This is a genomic window from Streptomyces ardesiacus (genome assembly GCF_003112575.1).
GTDB classification, from domain to species: Bacteria; Actinomycetota; Actinomycetes; order Streptomycetales; family Streptomycetaceae; genus Streptomyces; species Streptomyces ardesiacus.
The window spans coordinates 51,610-68,876 of sequence record NZ_BEWC01000009.1 but is presented as its reverse complement, the minus strand read 5'-3'; the positions used below and the strand labels follow the sequence as shown (position 1 = coordinate 68,876).

At 73.8% G+C, this 17,267-nt stretch carries 11 protein-coding genes; 3 read left to right on the top strand and 8 right to left on the bottom strand.

Annotated elements, in window-relative coordinates; translation table 11 throughout:
* Positions 1 to 261: 261 nt before the first annotated feature.
* On the top strand, positions 262 to 1,041 hold the full coding sequence (lexA, locus tag Sdi02f_RS29040; RefSeq protein ID WP_030402615.1) for a transcriptional repressor LexA: 780 nt from the start codon (positions 262 to 264) through the stop codon (positions 1,039 to 1,041).
* A 162-nt stretch (positions 1,042 to 1,203) separates the two neighbouring features.
* Here the strand turns inward: lexA and Sdi02f_RS29035 are convergent, their stop codons facing one another.
* The 4 genes from Sdi02f_RS29035 to Sdi02f_RS29020 form a co-directional block, all read right to left on the bottom strand.
* Complete coding sequence (locus Sdi02f_RS29035; protein WP_051849581.1) at positions 1,204 to 3,234, bottom strand: ATP-dependent DNA helicase; 2,031 nt, start codon at positions 3,232 to 3,234, stop codon at positions 1,204 to 1,206.
* A 217-nt stretch (positions 3,235 to 3,451) separates the two neighbouring features.
* Complete coding sequence (locus Sdi02f_RS29030) at positions 3,452 to 4,144, bottom strand: GNAT family N-acetyltransferase (RefSeq protein ID WP_030402617.1); 693 nt, start codon at positions 4,142 to 4,144, stop codon at positions 3,452 to 3,454.
* Positions 4,141 to 6,093, bottom strand: coding sequence for an IucA/IucC family protein (locus Sdi02f_RS29025; RefSeq protein ID WP_438363750.1), 1,953 nt, complete (start codon positions 6,091 to 6,093; stop codon positions 4,141 to 4,143). Before Sdi02f_RS29025 ends, Sdi02f_RS29030 begins: the two co-directional genes overlap by 4 nt.
* A 55-nt stretch (positions 6,094 to 6,148) precedes the next feature.
* Positions 6,149 to 7,468, bottom strand: a complete 1,320-nt coding sequence (locus Sdi02f_RS29020; protein WP_167458275.1) for an aminotransferase class III-fold pyridoxal phosphate-dependent enzyme — start codon at positions 7,466 to 7,468, stop codon at positions 6,149 to 6,151.
* Between the two features lie 516 nt (positions 7,469 to 7,984).
* On the opposite strand from Sdi02f_RS29020, the gene Sdi02f_RS29015 reads away from it, so the two are divergent.
* Entirely contained in the window at positions 7,985 to 9,217 is a 1,233-nt protein-coding gene (locus Sdi02f_RS29015) for a trypsin-like serine peptidase (RefSeq protein ID WP_108934298.1), read from the top strand.
* Between the two features lie 122 nt (positions 9,218 to 9,339).
* Positions 9,340 to 10,554: a trypsin-like serine peptidase gene (locus Sdi02f_RS29010; protein WP_108934297.1), complete on the top strand. Its 1,215-nt coding sequence runs from the start codon at positions 9,340 to 9,342 to the stop codon at positions 10,552 to 10,554.
* An 85-nt stretch (positions 10,555 to 10,639) separates the two neighbouring features.
* Here Sdi02f_RS29010 and hflX read toward each other — a convergent pair whose 3' ends face one another.
* The 4 genes from hflX to dapF all read right to left on the bottom strand — a co-directional run bounded on the left by hflX (position 10,640) and on the right by dapF (position 17,194).
* Positions 10,640 to 12,133, bottom strand: a complete 1,494-nt coding sequence (gene hflX / locus Sdi02f_RS29005) for a GTPase HflX (protein WP_030402622.1) — start codon at positions 12,131 to 12,133, stop codon at positions 10,640 to 10,642.
* Positions 12,134 to 12,279: 146 nt separating this feature from the next.
* Positions 12,280 to 13,782, bottom strand: coding sequence for a M1 family metallopeptidase (locus Sdi02f_RS29000; protein ID WP_108934296.1), 1,503 nt, complete (start codon positions 13,780 to 13,782; stop codon positions 12,280 to 12,282).
* Between the two features lie 85 nt (positions 13,783 to 13,867).
* On the bottom strand, positions 13,868 to 16,039 hold the full coding sequence (locus tag Sdi02f_RS28995; RefSeq protein ID WP_108934349.1) for a RelA/SpoT family protein: 2,172 nt from the start codon (positions 16,037 to 16,039) through the stop codon (positions 13,868 to 13,870).
* Between the two features lie 261 nt (positions 16,040 to 16,300).
* Entirely contained in the window at positions 16,301 to 17,194 is an 894-nt protein-coding gene (gene dapF / locus Sdi02f_RS28990; RefSeq protein ID WP_031184990.1) for a diaminopimelate epimerase, read from the bottom strand.
* Positions 17,195 to 17,267 lie beyond the last annotated feature (73 nt).

Sequence of the window (17,267 nt, the reverse complement as noted above, 5' to 3'; positions counted from 1 at the left end):
GGACTACCGCAACAGATGGGAGACCCGCCCCGTCGAACGGGCTGCCGGATGGCAGACTGGGGCGACATCCCGGAGGTTGTCACCACGGCGGTGAAGAGTACAGCAATCAGCCCTTTTGTCCGCCGGGCACCACGGTAGCCATACACCCAGACATGCAATACGGGCGAGGGATTCGCGGTTTTTCACTCGAACGTGTGTTTGGCGCAACCTTTCGAAAGCTACTACCGTTGTGCAGCAGGGAGACCATCGAGAGGGGCCGACGTGACCACCACCGCCGACAGTGCCACCATCACTGCCCAGGAACGCCCCCAGGGCCGACCTGAGCCGGTACACGCGATGAGCGACGCCGCGCATCCCGAGGGGCACAAGCGCTCCCTGCCGGGCCGACCTCCCGGCATCCGGGCGGACAGCTCGGGGCTCACCGATCGCCAGCGCCGGGTGATCGAGGTCATCCGCGACTCGGTGCAGCGACGCGGGTACCCGCCGTCGATGCGCGAGATCGGCCAGGCCGTCGGCCTCTCCAGCACCTCGTCCGTGGCACACCAGCTGATGGCGCTGGAGCGCAAGGGCTTCCTGCGCCGCGACCCGCACCGCCCGCGGGCCTACGAGGTGCGCGGCTCCGACCAGGCCGCCTCGGTACAGCCCACGGACACCGCCGGAAAGCCGGCCGCGTCCTACGTGCCGCTCGTCGGACGCATCGCCGCCGGTGGTCCGATCCTCGCGGAGGAGTCCGTCGAGGACGTCTTCCCGCTCCCCCGGCAGCTGGTCGGCGACGGTGAGCTCTTCGTCCTCAAGGTCGTCGGCGACTCGATGATCGAGGCCGCGATCTGCGACGGCGACTGGGTCACGGTCCGCCGTCAGCCGGTCGCCGAGAACGGCGACATCGTGGCCGCGATGCTCGACGGCGAGGCCACCGTCAAGCGGTTCAAGCGCGAGGACGGCCACGTCTGGCTCCTCCCGCACAACGCCGCCTACGAGCCGATCCCCGGTGACGACGCGACCATCCTCGGCAAGGTGGTGGCCGTACTGCGCCGCGTCTGAGCGCCACGGCGGGCGGGTACGCGCGACAGCGCCCCGCCGACCCGACCGGGCCCCGGAACCTCTGCGCCGGTTCCGGGGCCCCGCGCTGCGCGGAGCCGTGTCGTACGGGACTGGTCGGGAGGGCGGACGGCACGACGCACCGGACGCCCCCCCCCCGCCCGCTCAGTCGTCCTGCGTCTGGCCCGCGGCCGCGGCCTGCTGCGCGTCCTCGCCCGGCCCGGTGCCCTCGGTCTGCTTCGCCTTCGCGTCGATCGCGGCGAGCGACTTGCGGACCTGGTTGCGGTCGGTGGTGAACCAGAAGTCGGGCAGGGACGCCTTCAGATAGCTCCCGTACCGGGCCGTCGCCAGCCGCTGGTCCAGTACGGCGACCACGCCGCGGTCGCCGGACGCCCGGACGAGCCGGCCCGCGCCCTGCGCCATCAGCAGCGCGGCGTGCGTCGCCGCGACGGCCATGAAGCCGTTGCCCCCGGCCTCCTCCACCGCCTTCTGGCGGGCGCTCATGAGCGGATCGTCGGGACGCGGGAACGGGATCTTGTCCATGACGACGAGCTGGCAGCTCGGCCCGGGGACGTCGACGCCCTGCCACAGCGACAGGGTGCCGAAGAGACAGGTCCGCGGGTCGGCGGCGAAGTTCTTGATCAGCTCGCCCAGGGTCTCCTCGCCCTGGAGGAGGATCGGGTACTCCGGGATGCGCGAGCGCAGTTCCTCGGCGGCCACTTGGGCCGCGCGCATCGAGGAGAACAGCCCCAGCGTGCGGCCTCCCGCCGCCTGGATCAGCTCGGTCAGCTCGTCGAGCATGTCACCGCGGTCGCCGTCCCGGGCGGGGCGGGCCAGGTGCTTGGCGACGTAGAGGATGCCCTGCTTGCGGTAGTCGAAGGGGGAGCCGACGTCGACGCCCTTCCACTGGGGCACGTCGTCGCCCTCGGTGCCCTCGGGTGCGAGCCCCAGGGAGGCCCCGACGCCGTTGAAGTCGCCGCCCAGCTTCAGCGTCGCGGAGGTCAGGACCACCGAGCGGTCGGTGAAGAGCTTCTCCCGCAGCAGCCCCGAGACGGACATCGGAGCGACCCGCAGCGACGCGCCGAACCGGTCGTGGCGCTCGTACCAGACGACGTCCCACTCGGAGCCGTTCGTGATCCGCTCCGCCACGTCGTGCACGGACTCCACGGAGGCCAGCGCCTGCTTGCGGACGGCGTCCTCGTCCTGCACGGACCTGTCCCGGGTGCTGCCGATGGCCGAGATGACCGTACGGCAGGCGTCCCGCAGCGCCATCAGGGCGTAGCCCAGGTCCTCGGGGATCTCCTCGAGGCGGCCCGGGAGCGCCAGCTCCATCAGCCGCTCGAAGCCCTCGGCGGCGGTCTGGAGCTGGTCGGCGGCCTTCTCGTTGACCAGCTTCGCGGCCCGGCGCACCGCCCGGTTGACCTGGCCGGGGGTCAGCTCACCGGTGGCGACGCCGGTGACCCGGGAGACCAGCTCGTGCGCCTCGTCGACGATCAGCACCTCGTGCTGCGGCAGGACGGGCGCGCCCTCGATGGCGTCGATCGCGAGCAGGGCGTGGTTGGTGACGACGACCTCGGAGAGCTTGGCGCGCTCGCGGGCCGTCTCGGCGAAGCACTCGGCACCGTAGGCGCACTTCGAGGCGCCCAGGCACTCCCGGGAGGAGACCGAGACCTGGGACCAGGCGCGGTCGGAGACGCCCGGGGTGAGGTCGTCGCGGTCGCCGGTCTCGGTCTCGTCGGCCCAGTCGCGCATCCGCAGCAGGTCCTGCCCGAGCCTGCTGGTGGGCGCGGCGGCCTCGAACTGGTCGAAGAGGCCCTCCTCCTCGTCCTGCGGGACGCCCTCGTGCAGCCGGTGCAGGCACAGGTAGTTCGACCTGCCCTTGAGCATCGCGAACTCCGGACGGCGACGCAGCTTCGGGTGGAGCGCGTCGACCGTGCGGGGCAGGTCCCGCTCGACGAGCTGGCGCTGCAGGGCCAGGGTCGCCGTGGCCACGACCACCCGCTCCCCGTGCGCCAGCGCGGGCACCAGGTAGCCGAGCGACTTTCCGGTACCGGTGCCGGCCTGGACCAGCAGATGGGAGCCGCTGTCGATGGCTTCCTCGACGGCTTCGGCCATGGCCACCTGGCCGGGACGCTCCGTACCGCCGACGGCGGCGACGGCGGCGTGCAGGAGTTCGGGGAGTGAGGGCTTCGTCATAGCGCGACCACCCTACGGCCCAGGACTGACAAACGGGGCGGCGAGGCGGACGGCGGGGACGGAAGCGACGCGTCGGGGCGCGGGAACGCCGACGCGCAGGGCTGCGGGAACGGCGGGGACGGCGGCGGCACGGGGCGCTGCCGGGGCCGGCGGGTCACGGGGGCCTCCTGGGCGGACTGCCTGCGGACGGGCGGGGGACGACGAGGTGCGCCGCGCGTCACGCGGGCTGCGGCCCCGTCCGTTCGCGGACCATGAGGGCGGCCCGCTTGCCCGGCAGGTCCACCTCGGCCACCGGCCGGAACCCGGCGCCCAGGAACGCCGCGACGGACGGCCTGTTGCGGACGTCGGGTTCGGCGAGCACGCGCGTGCAGGCGGGGCGGTGCGCGAGGACGAGGTCGGCGACCGCCCTGATCAGCTCGGTTCCGGTGCCCCGCCCGCGGTCGGCGTCGTCGCCGATCAGCAGGTGGACGCCGGTGTCGTGTGGGCGGACCGGGCAGTAACGGGCCAGCGGGTCGAGATCGGCCCGGTAGATCTCCCAGTAGCTCATCGGCGACCCGTCCAGCGTCCCGACGCACGGGACGCTGCGCCCGTCCCCGGTCAGCTGGGCCCGCAGGTGCTCGGCGGTCACGCTCTGCGGTCCGGTCAGTTCCCAGTACGCGGCGACGGCGGGGTCGTTCATCCAGCGGGAGACGAGCGCGGCGTCCCGTTCGGCGTCGGCGGGGACCAGGTGGAACACGCCGACGGGCGTGGTGACCGGCCCCCAGTCGGCGAGGCCGTCGAGGAGGTCGGCACGCGCGCGTGCCCCGGCTGCCTGCGCGCGGTCGTCGCCCACGTCCCGCAGGAGCGCGAGGAACTCGTCCGGCAGGTGCAGGTCCAGGGTGTCGTCCGCGCTCGCGTCGGTGGGGTTCACAGGGTCGCTCCTTCGGAAGAGCAGGCGCGCAGGGGGTTGGCGACGGTGACGTACACGGACTGGGTGTCCACCGGGCCGACGAGTTCGTCGAGGCCGTGCATCCGGGTGAGCAGGTTGGCCTTGCAGCGCAGCGCCGGCGAGTCGAGGAGGCGGGCGGGGAGCGGACCGCCCAGGGGGGCCGGGCCGGCGGCCAGCCCGCCCAGGAAGCGGCGGAAGGCGGCCAGCAGCGTTCCTTCGTCCGCGAGCCCCTGGGAGCCGAAGGCGCCGACGAGGCCGAACACGTTGTTGACGGCGAGGTAGTAGGCGAAACGCTCGTCGGTGACCTCGTCGGCCACGAAGGTGTCGCTGTGCTCACCGATGCCGGGCAGCCGGGCCTCCAGTTCCGCGCGGCGGGACTCGCGGAAGTAGTAGCCCTGGTTGTCGCGGTAGCGGCCGCCCGAGGGCCAGCCCTCCGCGTCCAGCAGGACCAGGGTGTTCTGCTGGTGCGCCTCCAGGGCGATCCCCGCGTGGGCGTCCAGCCACAGGACGGGACGGACGACGTGGTGGAGGTAGCGCAGGAACCACTCGACGGCGACGGCTGCGCGTGGTCGGCCGGTCCGTGCGGCGAGCCGGGTGACGCACTCGGCCAGCCGGGAGCGCGCGGCGGGCCCGTCCGCCGTCCGGGCGTGCGGCCGGGCCGCGACGAGGGAGGCCACGCAGGAGACGTCGTCCGAGGGCCGGAAGGGGTTGTGGCGGACGACGACGTCGAGCCCTCGTACCGGCGTGCCGTCCGCCGCGTCGACGGCGAGCCAGGCCGGGTCGCGGACGATGTCGAAGCCCGGGTGGGCCGCCTGCCACTGGCGGGACAGCCCGCGGCGCAGCAGGCGGTGCACCTCGACACCGCGGTGGAGTTCCTTGCGGAGGTTCTCCCGCCGGGAGTTGGTGATGCGCAGGGCCAGCGAGAGCTTGAGCATGGCGGGGGCGCCCGTGCGGTGGACGGTGCGCACGGAGGACGTGGGATGCCACGCCGGGCCCTGGGGGCCGAGGTCCCTGACCAGGCCGGCGTCCAGCAGTGCGGTCACGTCCGGCCGGTGCAGCACCGCGCGGAACTGCCAGGGGTGCAGGGGCAGCAGGGCGTAGCCGTCCGGCGGCGCCGGGCCGTCCGCGGCCAGGCGCGCGGTGAGCCGAGCCGCCGGGAGCGTGCGGCCGCGTTCCGTCCAGGCCGAGTCGGTCGCGAGTACGGAGGGGGCGACGGCCAGCCAGTGCAGGGGGAAGGAACCGCGCAGCTCCGGGGAGTACCGGCGGGCTTCCGCCTCGGTGAGCCCCGCGCGGCTCTTGGGGGTGGGGTGCAGCGGGTGTCCGAGGACGAGCGCCTGTTCGGCGGCGAGGAAGAGGTCCGTTCCGCCGGGGTCCTGCGCGCCGTGACGCCGAACTTCCGGTCCGTCCGCGGGCCGTTCCGCGCGTTCCCGCAGGAATACGGCGGTGCGCCGGACGGAGTCGGCGACACGCGCGACGAAGTCGGGACCGTCGGCGGTGGCGCCGACCGTCTCGCGTACGAGCAGCGCGGCGAGGGTGACCGCGTCCACGGGCGGCGCCGCGGCGGGCGCACCGGCCAGCCGCGGGGGGCCGAAGCGGTGCAGGCCGGTCGGGGACCAGTAGAGGACGGGAATGGTCAGGGCGGTGCCGCAGGCCGGGAGCGGCACCCGCAGGAGGCCGTCGCCGGGGGCGGGCGCGTTCGTCTCGCGGGCCCAGCAGCGGATCAGGTTCTCCGTGGCCGCGGCCTGGGCGGCGGCGTGGGGGTCGAGGCGACCGAGCGCGTCCGCCGGGGAAGGCGGGGGCGCCGCGGCCCGGGCCGGCAGCTGCGCCGGCACCGGCAGGGGCCCGGCGGCGGCCGGGCACGCCGGGTCAACGGGTCTCCCGGGGGCGGGGACGACCGCAGGGGCCGGTCCGGATGCGGTGTGGGGGTGCAACGCGGGTCCTCCTGGCGTGCTGTGTCCGGGGCGTTCTGTGTCCGGGCGGTGGGTGTCACCGCGGGCCGTGCCCGGCGCGTATCGCGGCCGTGCTGTCGGGGCGGTGACGGTCCACGGCCCGCACGGCTTCGGCGAGCCGGTCCAGGACGGCCGACATCTGCTCCTCGGTGACGATGAGCGGTGGCAGCAGGCGCACGACGTTCGCGCCGGGCCCCGTGACGTCCACGATCAGACCCCGGCGCAGGCACTCCCGGCGGACGGCGGCGGCGAGTCGGGCGGCCGTGCCGGGTGTGCCGGGTGTGCCGTCCGGTGCCGTCAGCTCGATGCCGGCCATGAGCCCCCGCCCGCGGACGTCGCCGAGGCACGCGAACTCGGCGGCCAGGGCGCGCAGTCGGGTCAGCATCCGCCCGCCCAGTGCGGCGGCGTGCTCGGCGAGTCGGTGTTCGCGGACGTGGGCGAGGGTGGCGGCGCCCGCGGCCAGGGCGAGTTGGTTGCCGCGAAAGGCGCCGGTGCCGGACGCGCCGGGCCCTCCGGCGGGCGGACTGGCCGGGCGGCCCGCAGCGCCCGCGCCATCGCTGTCGCCCGGCTCGCCCGTCTCGCCCAGGTCTTCGTGGTGGACCACCGCGGCCAGCGGAAGGCTGCCGCCGATCGCCTTGGCGAGAATCAGAACGTCGGGCGTGACTCCGCTGTGCTCGAACGCCCAGTAGGCGCCGGTCCGGCCGACACCCGTCCCGGTCTCGTCGACGACGAGTGGGACGGCCTGTTCGGCCGTGCGGGCGCGCAGGTGCCGTACCAGGGCGTCCGCCGCCGGAAACACCCCGGCCTCGCTCCGGACCGGCTCCAGGAGCAGTCCCGCGGGCGGCTCCTGCCCCGCCTCGCCGTCGCGGGGGAACGGCCCGTCGTGGAACGGCCCGTCGGGGAACGGCTCGTCGGGGAACGGCTCGTCGGCGACGGTGATCACACGGGAGCGTCCGGTGGCGGCGCGGACCAGCGAGACGGCGGAGGCGACGGGATCGGTTCCGGTGGGGCAGAACCGCACGCGCGCGTGGCCGGCGAGTTCGGGCGGCAGGGTGCGCAGCAGCTCGGTGACGAAGGCGTCCTCGACCGGGGTGGTGAGGTCCATGACATGCAAGGGGGCGCCGGAATCGAGCACCGCGCGGATCGCCTCCAGGACGACGGGGTGGTTGTGGCCCAGGGCCAGGGTCCCCCCGCCGGACACGCAGTCCAGGTAACGGCGGCCGTCGGCGCCCTCGATGGTCAGCCCCCGCGCGCGGACCGGTACGACCGGGAGAGCACGCGCGTAGGTGCGCGCGGCCGGTTCGCGCACCGGCTGGCGCCTCGAAGCGCCCTCGTACGCACCGGACTCCCGCGCCATCGGCTCCCGCGCGGCGCCCTCCCCCGCGCCTGACTCCCGCGCGATGCCCTCCCGCGCGGCGTGCGTCCGCGCGGACCCGTCGCCCGCGGGCTTCCCCACCGCCTCCGGCCCGGCGTCCCCGCATCCGGCCGCCCGGCTCCCGCAAGGGGCTCCCGCCACGTCTCGTCGACCTCCCGCTGTCCGGACGCGGCGGCGTGCCGGGCACTCCCGGCCCGGGGGGGCCGCGTCCGGACAGCGGGCCCCCCACCGCTACCAACCGCGGACCGCTCACGGGGTTACGGCCTGCCCGAAGATCGTTGCCGGGTGGGGGACTTGGCGGTCCGCCGCGGCGGCGCGGCCCGGCCTCCCGGCCGCGCGGGCGCCGCGTGCCAGGTCAGGCGGCTGTGTCCGAACCGTTGCCGTTCCGTCGGAACTCCCCCACAGCCACCGCATAGTGTGTGGTGCCGTTCCCGGTCGCCGTCGCTCGGCGGCCGGGCCGCGGCACCACGTTCGTTCACAGCAGGGGGAGTCAACACCATGCGATCCATACGGCCGTCGTTCACCACGCGCGGGCGCAGACACGGGCAGCGCGGAGCCTCCTCCACGGCCGCGGCGGTGGCGCTCGTCTCGGCGCTCGCCCTCACCGCCACGGCGTGCGAGGACGGCGACCCCGAGGCCGGCGGCGACGCCTCGGCCTCCGCGTCCGCCGTCGCCGACGACGGCAACGGCGGCATCCGGATCCCGGACCACATCAAGGACAAGCTCAAAGAGCACGGGATCGACGTCGACGACTGGAAGAACGGCGCCTGGAAGAACTGGGACAAGGACGACTGGCTGCGCGAGGCGCAGGACTTCGTCAACCCGATCATCGAGGGCCTGTGGGACCCGGACCGGATGCGGGACGCCGAGGAGCCGGACCAGGAGGTCGACGACAACGACATCTCCGGCGACCAGGGCGTCACCGACCCGGAGCCCGCCCCCGTCAAGGCGGAGGCCGTACCGGCCACGTACCACGACAACGCGGCCACGGCCGGCAAGCTCCTCTTCGACTCCCCCAAGGGCTCGATGGTGTGCTCGGCGACCGTGGTGATGGACCCGGCCCACCCGGGCAAGTCCAACATGGTCTGGACGGCCGGTCACTGCGTGCACGCCGGCAAGAGCGGCGGCTGGTACCGCAACATCGCCTTCGTCCCGTCGTACAACGACGCGGACATGTCGGTCACCGAGTTGCAGAAGGCCACCAAGGAGGAGCTCGCTCCCTACGGTGTCTGGTGGGGAGACTGGGCGCAGACCTCGGACCAGTGGATCGAGCAGGGCGGTGCGACCGGCGGTGAGGGCGCCCCGTACGACTTCGCCGTGATCCACGTGACGCCGGAGAAGGGCAGCGGCGGCAAGTCGCTGGAGGAGACGGTCGGCGCCGCGCTGCCGGTGGACTTCGACGCGCCCGCCGTGCCCGAGGTCGAGAGCATGAAGGCGATCGGCTACCCGGCCGCCCCGCCGTACGACGGCCAGAAGCTGTACCAGTGCCAGGACAAGCCCGGACGGCTCTCGCTCAACGCCTCCGACCCGACGATGTACCGCATCGGCTGCACCATGACCGGCGGTTCGTCCGGCGGCGGCTGGGTCGCCGCGGGCTCCGACGGCAAGCCCGCGCTGGTCTCCAACACCTCGATCGGCCCGGTGACGGCCGGCTGGCTGGCCGGTCCGCGCCTCGGCAAGGAGGCCAAGGGCGTGTTCGAAGCGGTGAGCGGCAAGTTCGCCGGCCAGTGAGCGCGTCCCGCCCGCGCTGAGCCGACAGGAGGTGGGGTGTGCCGGGCCGAGGCCGGCACCCCGCCACGCGTTCCATGACAGACAACCACGCACACACACGTTTCCACGGGGGTCCTCGCACCATGCGTTCCACACGTACGTCCACCGCGCCACGGCGCGGCCGGCGCACCGCACTCACCGCCGCCGGCCTGGTCGCCGCGCTGGCTCTCACCGCGACCGCCTGCGGCGGGTCGGACGAGGACAAGGCGGACGCCAAGCCCGCCGCCGACGCCTCCCGGGCCGCCGGCACCGGCGACGCCGGCGGCGAGGGCGGTCTGCCGGCCGGTCTCGCGGACAGGCTCAAGAAGCACGGCATCGACGTCGACCAGTGGAAGGACGGCGGCTGGAAGAACTGGGACAAGGACAAGTGGCTCAGTGAGGCCAAGGACTTCGTCAACCCGGTGATCGAGGGCCTGTGGCAGCCGGACCGGATGAAGTCCGCGAAGGAGGCCGACAAGACCGTCACCACCAAGGACGCGTCCGCCGACCAGGGCGCCACCGACCCGGAGCCGGCGCCCGTCGAGGCCGTCGCCGAGAAGAAGCCGTACCACGACAACGCCGCTCCGGTGGGCAAGGTCTTCTTCGACTCGCCCGAGGGCTCGATGGTCTGCTCGGGCACGGTGGTCAAGGACGTGAACCACCCCGGCAAGTCGAACCTGGTGTGGACGGCGGGCCACTGCGTGCACGCGGGCGGCAGCGGCGGCTGGTACCGCAACATCGCCTTCGTCCCGTCGTACAACGACTACGGCAAGTCCGAGACGGAGCTGGCGAACGCGACGGCCACCGAGATGGCTCCGTACGGCACCTGGTGGGCCGACTGGGCCGCGACCTCGGACCAGTGGATCAAGGGCGGCTCGGCGAGCGGCGGCGACGGGGCCACGTACGACTACTCGGTGCTGCACGTGAAGCCCGAGCAGGGCAGCAAGTCCCTGGAGGAGACGGTCGGCGCCGCGCTGGAGGTGGACTTCTCCGCCCCGTCGGCGACGGAGGTGTCCAGCATGGGGGCCTGGGGCTACCCGGCGGCACCGCCGTACAACGGCCTGGAGATGTTCAAGTGCGTCGACCGGCCGGGGCGGCTGTCGCTGAGCCCCTCGCTGCCGACGATGTACCGCATCGGCTGCACCATGACCGGCGGTTCGTCCGGCGGCGGCTGGTTCCGGGTGGTGGACGGGGAGACCAAGCTGGTCTCGAACACCTCGATCGGCCCGGTGACGGCCGGCTGGCTGGCGGGCCCGCAGCTCGGCCGGTCGGCCGAGGCGATGTACCAGAACATGAGCAGGACCTACGGCGGTCAGTGAGCCGCACGTGACGACCGAGGGCCCGCCTCCTGCCGCGGCAGGGGGCGGGCCCTCGGTCGTCGTCCGCCGTAGGGACGCGCGTGTCTCAGGCGAGCGGCGCCGGAACGTACGGCGTCAGCTCCGCCGCCAGCTCCTCGTGCACCCGGACCTTGAGCAGGGTGCCCTCCGGGGTGTGCTCCTCGGAGATCACCTCGCCCTCGTCGTGGGCGCGGGCGACCAGCTTGCCGTGGGTGTACGGCACGAGCGCCTCGATCTCGACCGAGGGACGCGGCAGCTCGTTGTCGATCAGGGCGAGCAGTTCGTCGATGTTCTGACCGGTGCGCGCCGAGACCGCGATGGCCCGCTTCTCGACCCGCAGCAGCCGCTGGAGCACCAACGGGTCCGCCATGTCGGCCTTGTTGACGACGACGATCTCGGGTACGTCGGTGGCGCCGACGTCCCGGATCACCTCGCGAACGGCGGCCAGCTGCTCCTCCGGGACGGGGTGCGAACCGTCGACCACGTGCAGGATCAGGTCGGAGTCGCCGACCTCCTCCATCGTGGAGCGGAACGCCTCGACCAGGTGGTGCGGCAGGTGCCGGACGAAGCCGACGGTGTCCGCCAGGGTGTACAGGCGGCCACTCGGCGTCTCCGCGCGGCGCACGGTGGGGTCGAGCGTGGCGAACAGCGCGTTCTCCACCAGCACGCCCGCGCCCGTGAGGCGGTTGAGCAGCGAGGACTTGCCGGCGTTGGTGTAGCCCGCGATGGCGACCGAGGGCACCTTGTGGCGCTTGCGCTCCTGGCGCTTGATCTCGCGGCCGGTCTTCATCTCCGCGATCTCCCGGCGCATCTTCGCCATCTTCTCGCGGATCCGGCGCCGGTCCGTCTCGATCTTGGTCTCACCGGGACCGCGGGTGGCGAGGCCGCCGCCCTTGCCGCCGCCCATCTGCCGGGACAGCGACTGCCCCCAGCCGCGCAGCCTGGGCAGCATGTACTGCATCTGCGCGAGCGCCACCTGCGCCTTGCCCTCACGGGACTTGGCGTGCTGGGCGAAGATGTCGAGGATCAGGGCCGTACGGTCGATGACCTTGACCTTGACGACGTCCTCGAGGTGGATCAGCTGCCCCGGGCTCAGCTCACCGTCGCAGATGACGGTGTCCGCGCCCGTTTCGAGGACGACGTCCCGCAGCTCCTGGGCCTTGCCGGAGCCGATGTAGGTGGCGGCGTCGGGCTTGTCGCGGCGCTGGATCACGCCGTCGAGGACGAGGGCGCCCGCCGTCTCGGCGAGGGCGGCGAGCTCCGCGAGGGAGTTCTCCGCGTCCTGCACGGTGCCCGAGGTCCACACGCCGACGAGGACGACCCGCTCCAGGCGGAGCTGGCGGTACTCGACCTCGGTGACGTCCTCGAGCTCGGTGGACAGGCCCGCCACCCGGCGCAGGGCCGCGCGGTCGGAGCGGTCGAACTGCTCGCCGTCCCACTCCGAGTCGATGCCGTGACTCCAGGCGACGTCCTCTTCCATCAGGGCATCGGCCCGAAGGCCCTCGGGGTAGGTCTGCGCGAGACGCTTGGTGTCCTGGGAGGGAGAAGAAGAGGAGGTCATTGGATCCTTACGTAGCTGGGAGTGGGTGGGCGCGGCACACGGGCCGCGACATCCGGTACAACGTGCGAACCACCGGGGAGATTCCCGGGGCCCGTGCCGCGCCGTCCCGAAGATGGTCGCACGGCACGGGCCGTCTCGTCACCGGCTTATTCGCCCCGGGCCTTCTCGGCGGGGTTCTGCTTCCAGTCCGGGTGGCCGGGCATCGGCGGAGTCTTCTCCCCGTACAGCCAGGCCCGGAAGAAGCCGTCCAGGTCGCGGCCGGAGATCTCGGAGGCGAGCCGGACGAACCCGGCGGTCGTCCCCGTGCCGTCCTGGTTGCGGGCGGCCCACGCGCGCTCGACGCGTGCGAAGGCGGTGCGGCCGATCTCCTGGCGCAGGGCGTAGAGCACGAGCGCGGCACCGTCGTAGACGTTGGAGCGGAAGATGCCGATCTTGCTGCCGTTCTTCGGCGGCTTCGGGGCGGCGGGCGGCCCGCCCGCGGTGCGCCAGCGGTCGGACGCACCGTAGGCGGCCTTCATGCGGGCCGCCAGGGGCTTGTCCGCTGTCTCCTCCGCGTACAGCGCCTCGTACCAGGTGGCGTGCCCCTCGTTGAGCCACAGGTCGGACCAGGTGGCCGGACTGACGCTGTTGCCGAACCACTGGTGGGCCAGCTCGTGGACCATGAGCGACTCGACGTACCACTTGGGGTAGGCGGGCTCGGTGAACAGCTCCCGTTCGAAGAGGGAGAGCGTCTGGGTCTCGAGTTCGAAGCCGGTGGTGGCGTCGGCCATGAGCAGGCCGTAGGTCTCGAAGGGGTAGGGCCCGGCCTTCTCCTCCATCCACGCGATCTGGCCGGGGGTCTTGGCCAGCCACGGTTCGAGCGCCGCGCGGTGCTCGGTCGGCACGACGTCCCGCACGGGCAGTCCGTGGGGTCCCGCGCGGTGCAGCACCGTGGAGCGGCCGATGGACACCTGGGCCAGCTCGGTGGCCATGGGGTGCGCGGTCCGGTAGGTCCAGGTGGTCGATCCGCCGCTGCGGACCACGCCCGTCGGCAGGCCGTTGGCGACCGCCGTGAGCCCGTCGGGGGCCGTGATGCGGAAGGTGAAACGCGCCTTGTCGGAGGGGTGGTCGTTGCAGGGGAACACCAGGTGGGCGACGTCCGCCTGGTTGGCCATGGCGAGGCCGTCGGCGGTGCGCACCCAGCCGCCCTGACGGTCCTCGGGATACACGGGGTCGCTGCTGTGCCGCACGGTGATCCGCATCCGCTCGCCCGCCTCCAGCTCGTCCTCGGGCGTGACGACGAGGTCCTCACCGGCGCCGGCGAAGCCGGCGGGCTCGCCGTCGACCTCGACGGAGTCGACCGTCCCGTGGGCGAAGTCGAGGTTGATCCGGTCCAGGTCGGCGGTGGTCCGGGCGTCGATCGTGGTGACGGCCTTCAGCGGCTTGCTGTTGTCGCCGGAGTAGGTGAAGGCCAGGTCGTAGGCCGTCACGTCGTAGCCGGGGTTGCCGAGCTGCGGGAAGAGGCGGTCGCCGACGCCCAGCGGGGCGGGCGGCGCGCTCGCGGCGACCAGGCAGACGGAGACGGCGGAGGCGAGCAGCGCCGCGGCCCTGAGCCGGCGCCGGGAGCGTGCGCGGGGTCGCGGAGTCGGGGCGTGAGGGGTGTGCAGCATCCCCCACGGCTATCAGCGCGCGCGTGCCGTACGGCGACGGCGCGCGACCGGAGCACCCGAACGGGTACCGGGGCCCGGCGCCGGATCAGGCGCCGGCGGGCTGCGGCTGGGCCCGGCTGACGTCGTAGACGCCGGCGACGTCGCGCATGGCGCGCATGAGGGCGGGCAGCCGGGCCGCGTCCGGGAGGACGACGGTGTAGCTGTGCCGGACGCGCTGACGGTCCGGGGGCTCGACGGTCGCGGAGACGATCTCGGCGCCCTGGAGGGCCATGGCCTCGGTGAGGTCGGCCAGGAGGTGCGGGCGGCCGAACGATTCGGCGAGCAGGGTGACCCGGCAGCCGGTGGTCTCCCCCCAGCGCACCCCGACCTCCGCGCGGCCGGCGCTCTTCATGCGCGCCACCACGGCGCACCCCGCGCGGTGCACGGTCACCACGCCCCCGCGCACGGCGAAGCCGGTGATCTCGTCCGGCGGCACCGGGGTGCAGCAGCCCGCCAGCCGCACGGTCGCGCCCGGCCGGTCGACGAGAACGTCGTCGGCGGCGGGGCGGGCGGGCGGCGCGTCCGCGGCCGGACGCGGGGCGGCCGCAGGGGCGCCGGGCGTGGCGGGGCCGCGGGACGGCTGCGCCGCTTCGGGCGCGGGCTCGGGGTGGGCGGCGAGCCGGCGCTGGATGGCGATCCGCGCGGCGGGCGTGTGGGCGTGCTCCAGCCACTGTCGCGACGGCTCCGAGGCGGGGTCCTGGCCCATCAGGAGCTGCACGGTGTCGCCGTCCCGCAGGACCGTGCTCATGGTCGCCAGCCGGCCGTTGACCCGGGCGCCGATGGTCGCGTGCGCGTCCTCGCCGTACTGGGCGTAGGCGGCGTCGACGCAGGTCGCGCCCTCGGGGAGGCCGAGGGTGCCGCCGTCGGGGCGGAAGACGGTGATCTCGCGGTCTTGGGCGAGGTCCTCGCGCAGGGTCGACCAGAACGTGTCGGGATCGGGCGCGCCGCGCTGCCAGTCGAGCAGCCGGGAGAGCCAGCCGGGGCGGGTGGGGTCGGCCCGCTCGCCGTCGCCCGCGTTCTGCTCCTCGGACGGCTGGGCGTACGGGTTGCCCAGCGCGACCACCCCGGCCTCGGCGACCTTGTGCATCTGGTGGGTGCGGATGAGGACCTCGACGACCTGGCCGTCCTCCGCGCGGGCCACGGCCGTGTGCAGCGACTGGTAGAGGTTGAACTTGGGAACGGCGATGAAGTCCTTGAACTCCGAGACGACGGGCGTCATGCAGGTGTGCAGTTCACCGAGGACGGCGTAGCAGTCGGCGTCCTCCTGGACGAGCACGAGGAGGCGGCCGAAGTCCGCGCCGCGGAGCGTGCCGCGCTTGCGCGAGACGCGGTGCACCGAGACGAAGTGGCGCGGGCGGATGAGGACTTCGGCCTGGATGTCGGCCTCGCGCAGCACGCCGCGCACCTCGTCGGCGACCGCGGCGAGGGGGTCGTCCGCGCGGGCGGCGTTCTCCTGGACCAGCTCGCGCGTGTGCGCGTACTCCTCGGGGTGCATGACCGCGAAGACGAGGTCCTCCAGCTCCGACTTGAGCGCCTGGACGCCGAGGCGTTCGGCGAGCGGGATGAGGACGTCGCGGGTGACCTTGGCGATGCGTTCCTGTTTCTCGCGGCGCATCACGCCGAGGGTGCGCATGTTGTGCAGCCGGTCGGCGAGTTTGATCGACATCACGCGGACGTCGTTGCCGGTGGCGAGGAGCATCTTGCGGAAGGTCTCGGGCTCGGCGGCGGCGCCGTAGTCGACCTTCTCCAGCTTGGTGACGCCGTCGACGAGATAGCGGACCTCGGCGCCGAACTGGTCGCCGACCTGGTCGAGCGTCACCTCGGTGTCCTCGACGGTGTCGTGGAGGAGGGAGGCGGTCAGGGTGGTGGTCTCGGCGCCGAGTTCGGCCAGGATCAGGGTGACGGCGAGGGGGTGGGTGATGTACGGCTCGCCGCTCTTGCGCATCTGGCCGCGGTGCGAGGACTCGGCCAGGACGTAGGCGCGGCGCAGCGGGTCGAGGTCGGCGTCGGGGTGGTGGGCGCGGTGTGCCTCGACGACGTGGCCGATGGCGTCGGGCAGGGCACGGCTGCGGGGGGCGGAGCCCAGCAGGGCGGCGCGGCCCAGCCGGCGCAGGTCGATCCGGGGGCGGGCCTTCCTACGGGGCGCCGGCGCGGCGGCACCGTCGGCCGCGGGCGGCACGGGGCCCGGGCTCGCTGGGTTCACGGCCTCCGCATTCATGGGCACCTCCGGCTGCGCGGACCGGCGGACGGGGAGTCCCAGGGCGGACACGGCTCAGGGGATGGTGTCGGTCCCCCGTCCGGGCCGGTGCTTGATGCTATCGAGCCCATCACGTGCGGCTGACCGCCTCTCGCCGAGCGTGAAACGGATCACCCATTCGAGCGATGGTCCGAGGGTTTAGGTTTTCGCACTGAGTGTCATGGGCCGGGCGGTGGTTCACCGCGGTCGTGGACCGGGGGCGGTGGTTCACCGGGTTGTGGTTCAGGCGAGTACCCCTTCCAGCCAGGCGGAGTCGAACTCGCCCTCCGCGACGATCACGGCGGGGCCCGTCATCTCGATCTCGCCGTCGGGGCGCTCGGTGATCACCAGGGTGCCGCCGGGCACGTCGACGGTGTAGGTGGCCGGGGTGCCGGTGACCGACGGGTCGGCGCCGTCCCGGCGGGCGGTGGCGACGGCGACGGCGCAGGCACCGGTGCCGCAGGAGCGGGTCTCCCCGGAGCCGCGCTCGTGCACGCGCATCGCGACGTGCCCGGGGCCCCGGTCGACCACGAACTCGACGTTGACCCCGTCCGGGTAGGTGTCGGCGGGCTCGAAGGGCGGCGGGGCGTAGAGGTCGCCGGCGTGGGCCAGGTCGGTGACGAAGGCGACCGCATGCGGGTTGCCCATGTTCACGTTCCGCGCGGGCCAGCGGCGCTCCCCCACGCGCACCTCGACCTCGCCCTCGGGGAGCAGCGCGCGGCCCATGCCGACGGTGACGTCGCCCGCGGCGGGGCCGCCGTCGGAGGCGGCCTTGGCGATGTGCACGCGCTTGACGCCCCCGCGCGTGGCGACGGCGAGGTCACCCTCGGCGACGTGCCCGGCGCGCTGGAGGTAGCGGGCGAAGACGCGCACGCCGTTGCCGCACATCTCGGCGACCGAGCCGTCGCCGTTGCGGTAGTCCATGAACCACTCGGCCTCGGCGGCCATGCCGCGGGCCTCGGGGTGGGCCGCGGAGCGCACCACGTGGAGCAGGCCGTCCCCGCCGAGACCCGCGCGGCGGTCGCACAGAGCGGCGACGGCGGCGGGGGGCAGGTCGAGGGCGTTCTCCGGGTCGGGGACGATCACGAAGTCGTTCTCGGTGCCGTGACCCTTGAGGAAGGCGATCCGCGTGCTCATTCCTCGATCGTACGGGGTGGGTGCACGGTGACGACGAGGGGCGCGGGCGGCGGGACCGGGGCGCGGGCGGCGG

Bases quoted from the DNA above. Each gene is read 5' to 3' on its own strand.
- Sdi02f_RS29035 (WP_051849581.1), bottom strand. From the start codon at position 3,234: ATGACGAAGCCCTCACTCCCCGAACTCCTGCACGCCGCCGTCGCCGCC.
- Sdi02f_RS29020 (WP_167458275.1), bottom strand. From the start codon at position 7,468: ATGGCGCGGGAGTCCGGTGCGTACGAGGGCGCTTCGAGGCGCCAGCCG.
- Sdi02f_RS29015 (WP_108934298.1), top strand. From the start codon at position 7,985: ATGCGATCCATACGGCCGTCGTTCACCACGCGCGGGCGCAGACACGGG.
- Sdi02f_RS29010 (WP_108934297.1), top strand. From the start codon at position 9,340: ATGCGTTCCACACGTACGTCCACCGCGCCACGGCGCGGCCGGCGCACC.
- hflX (WP_030402622.1), bottom strand. From the start codon at position 12,133: ATGACCTCCTCTTCTTCTCCCTCCCAGGACACCAAGCGTCTCGCGCAG.
- Sdi02f_RS29000 (WP_108934296.1), bottom strand. From the start codon at position 13,782: ATGCTGCACACCCCTCACGCCCCGACTCCGCGACCCCGCGCACGCTCC.
- Sdi02f_RS28995 (WP_108934349.1), bottom strand. From the start codon at position 16,039: ATGAATGCGGAGGCCGTGAACCCAGCGAGCCCGGGCCCCGTGCCGCCC.
- dapF (WP_031184990.1), bottom strand. From the start codon at position 17,194: ATGAGCACGCGGATCGCCTTCCTCAAGGGTCACGGCACCGAGAACGAC.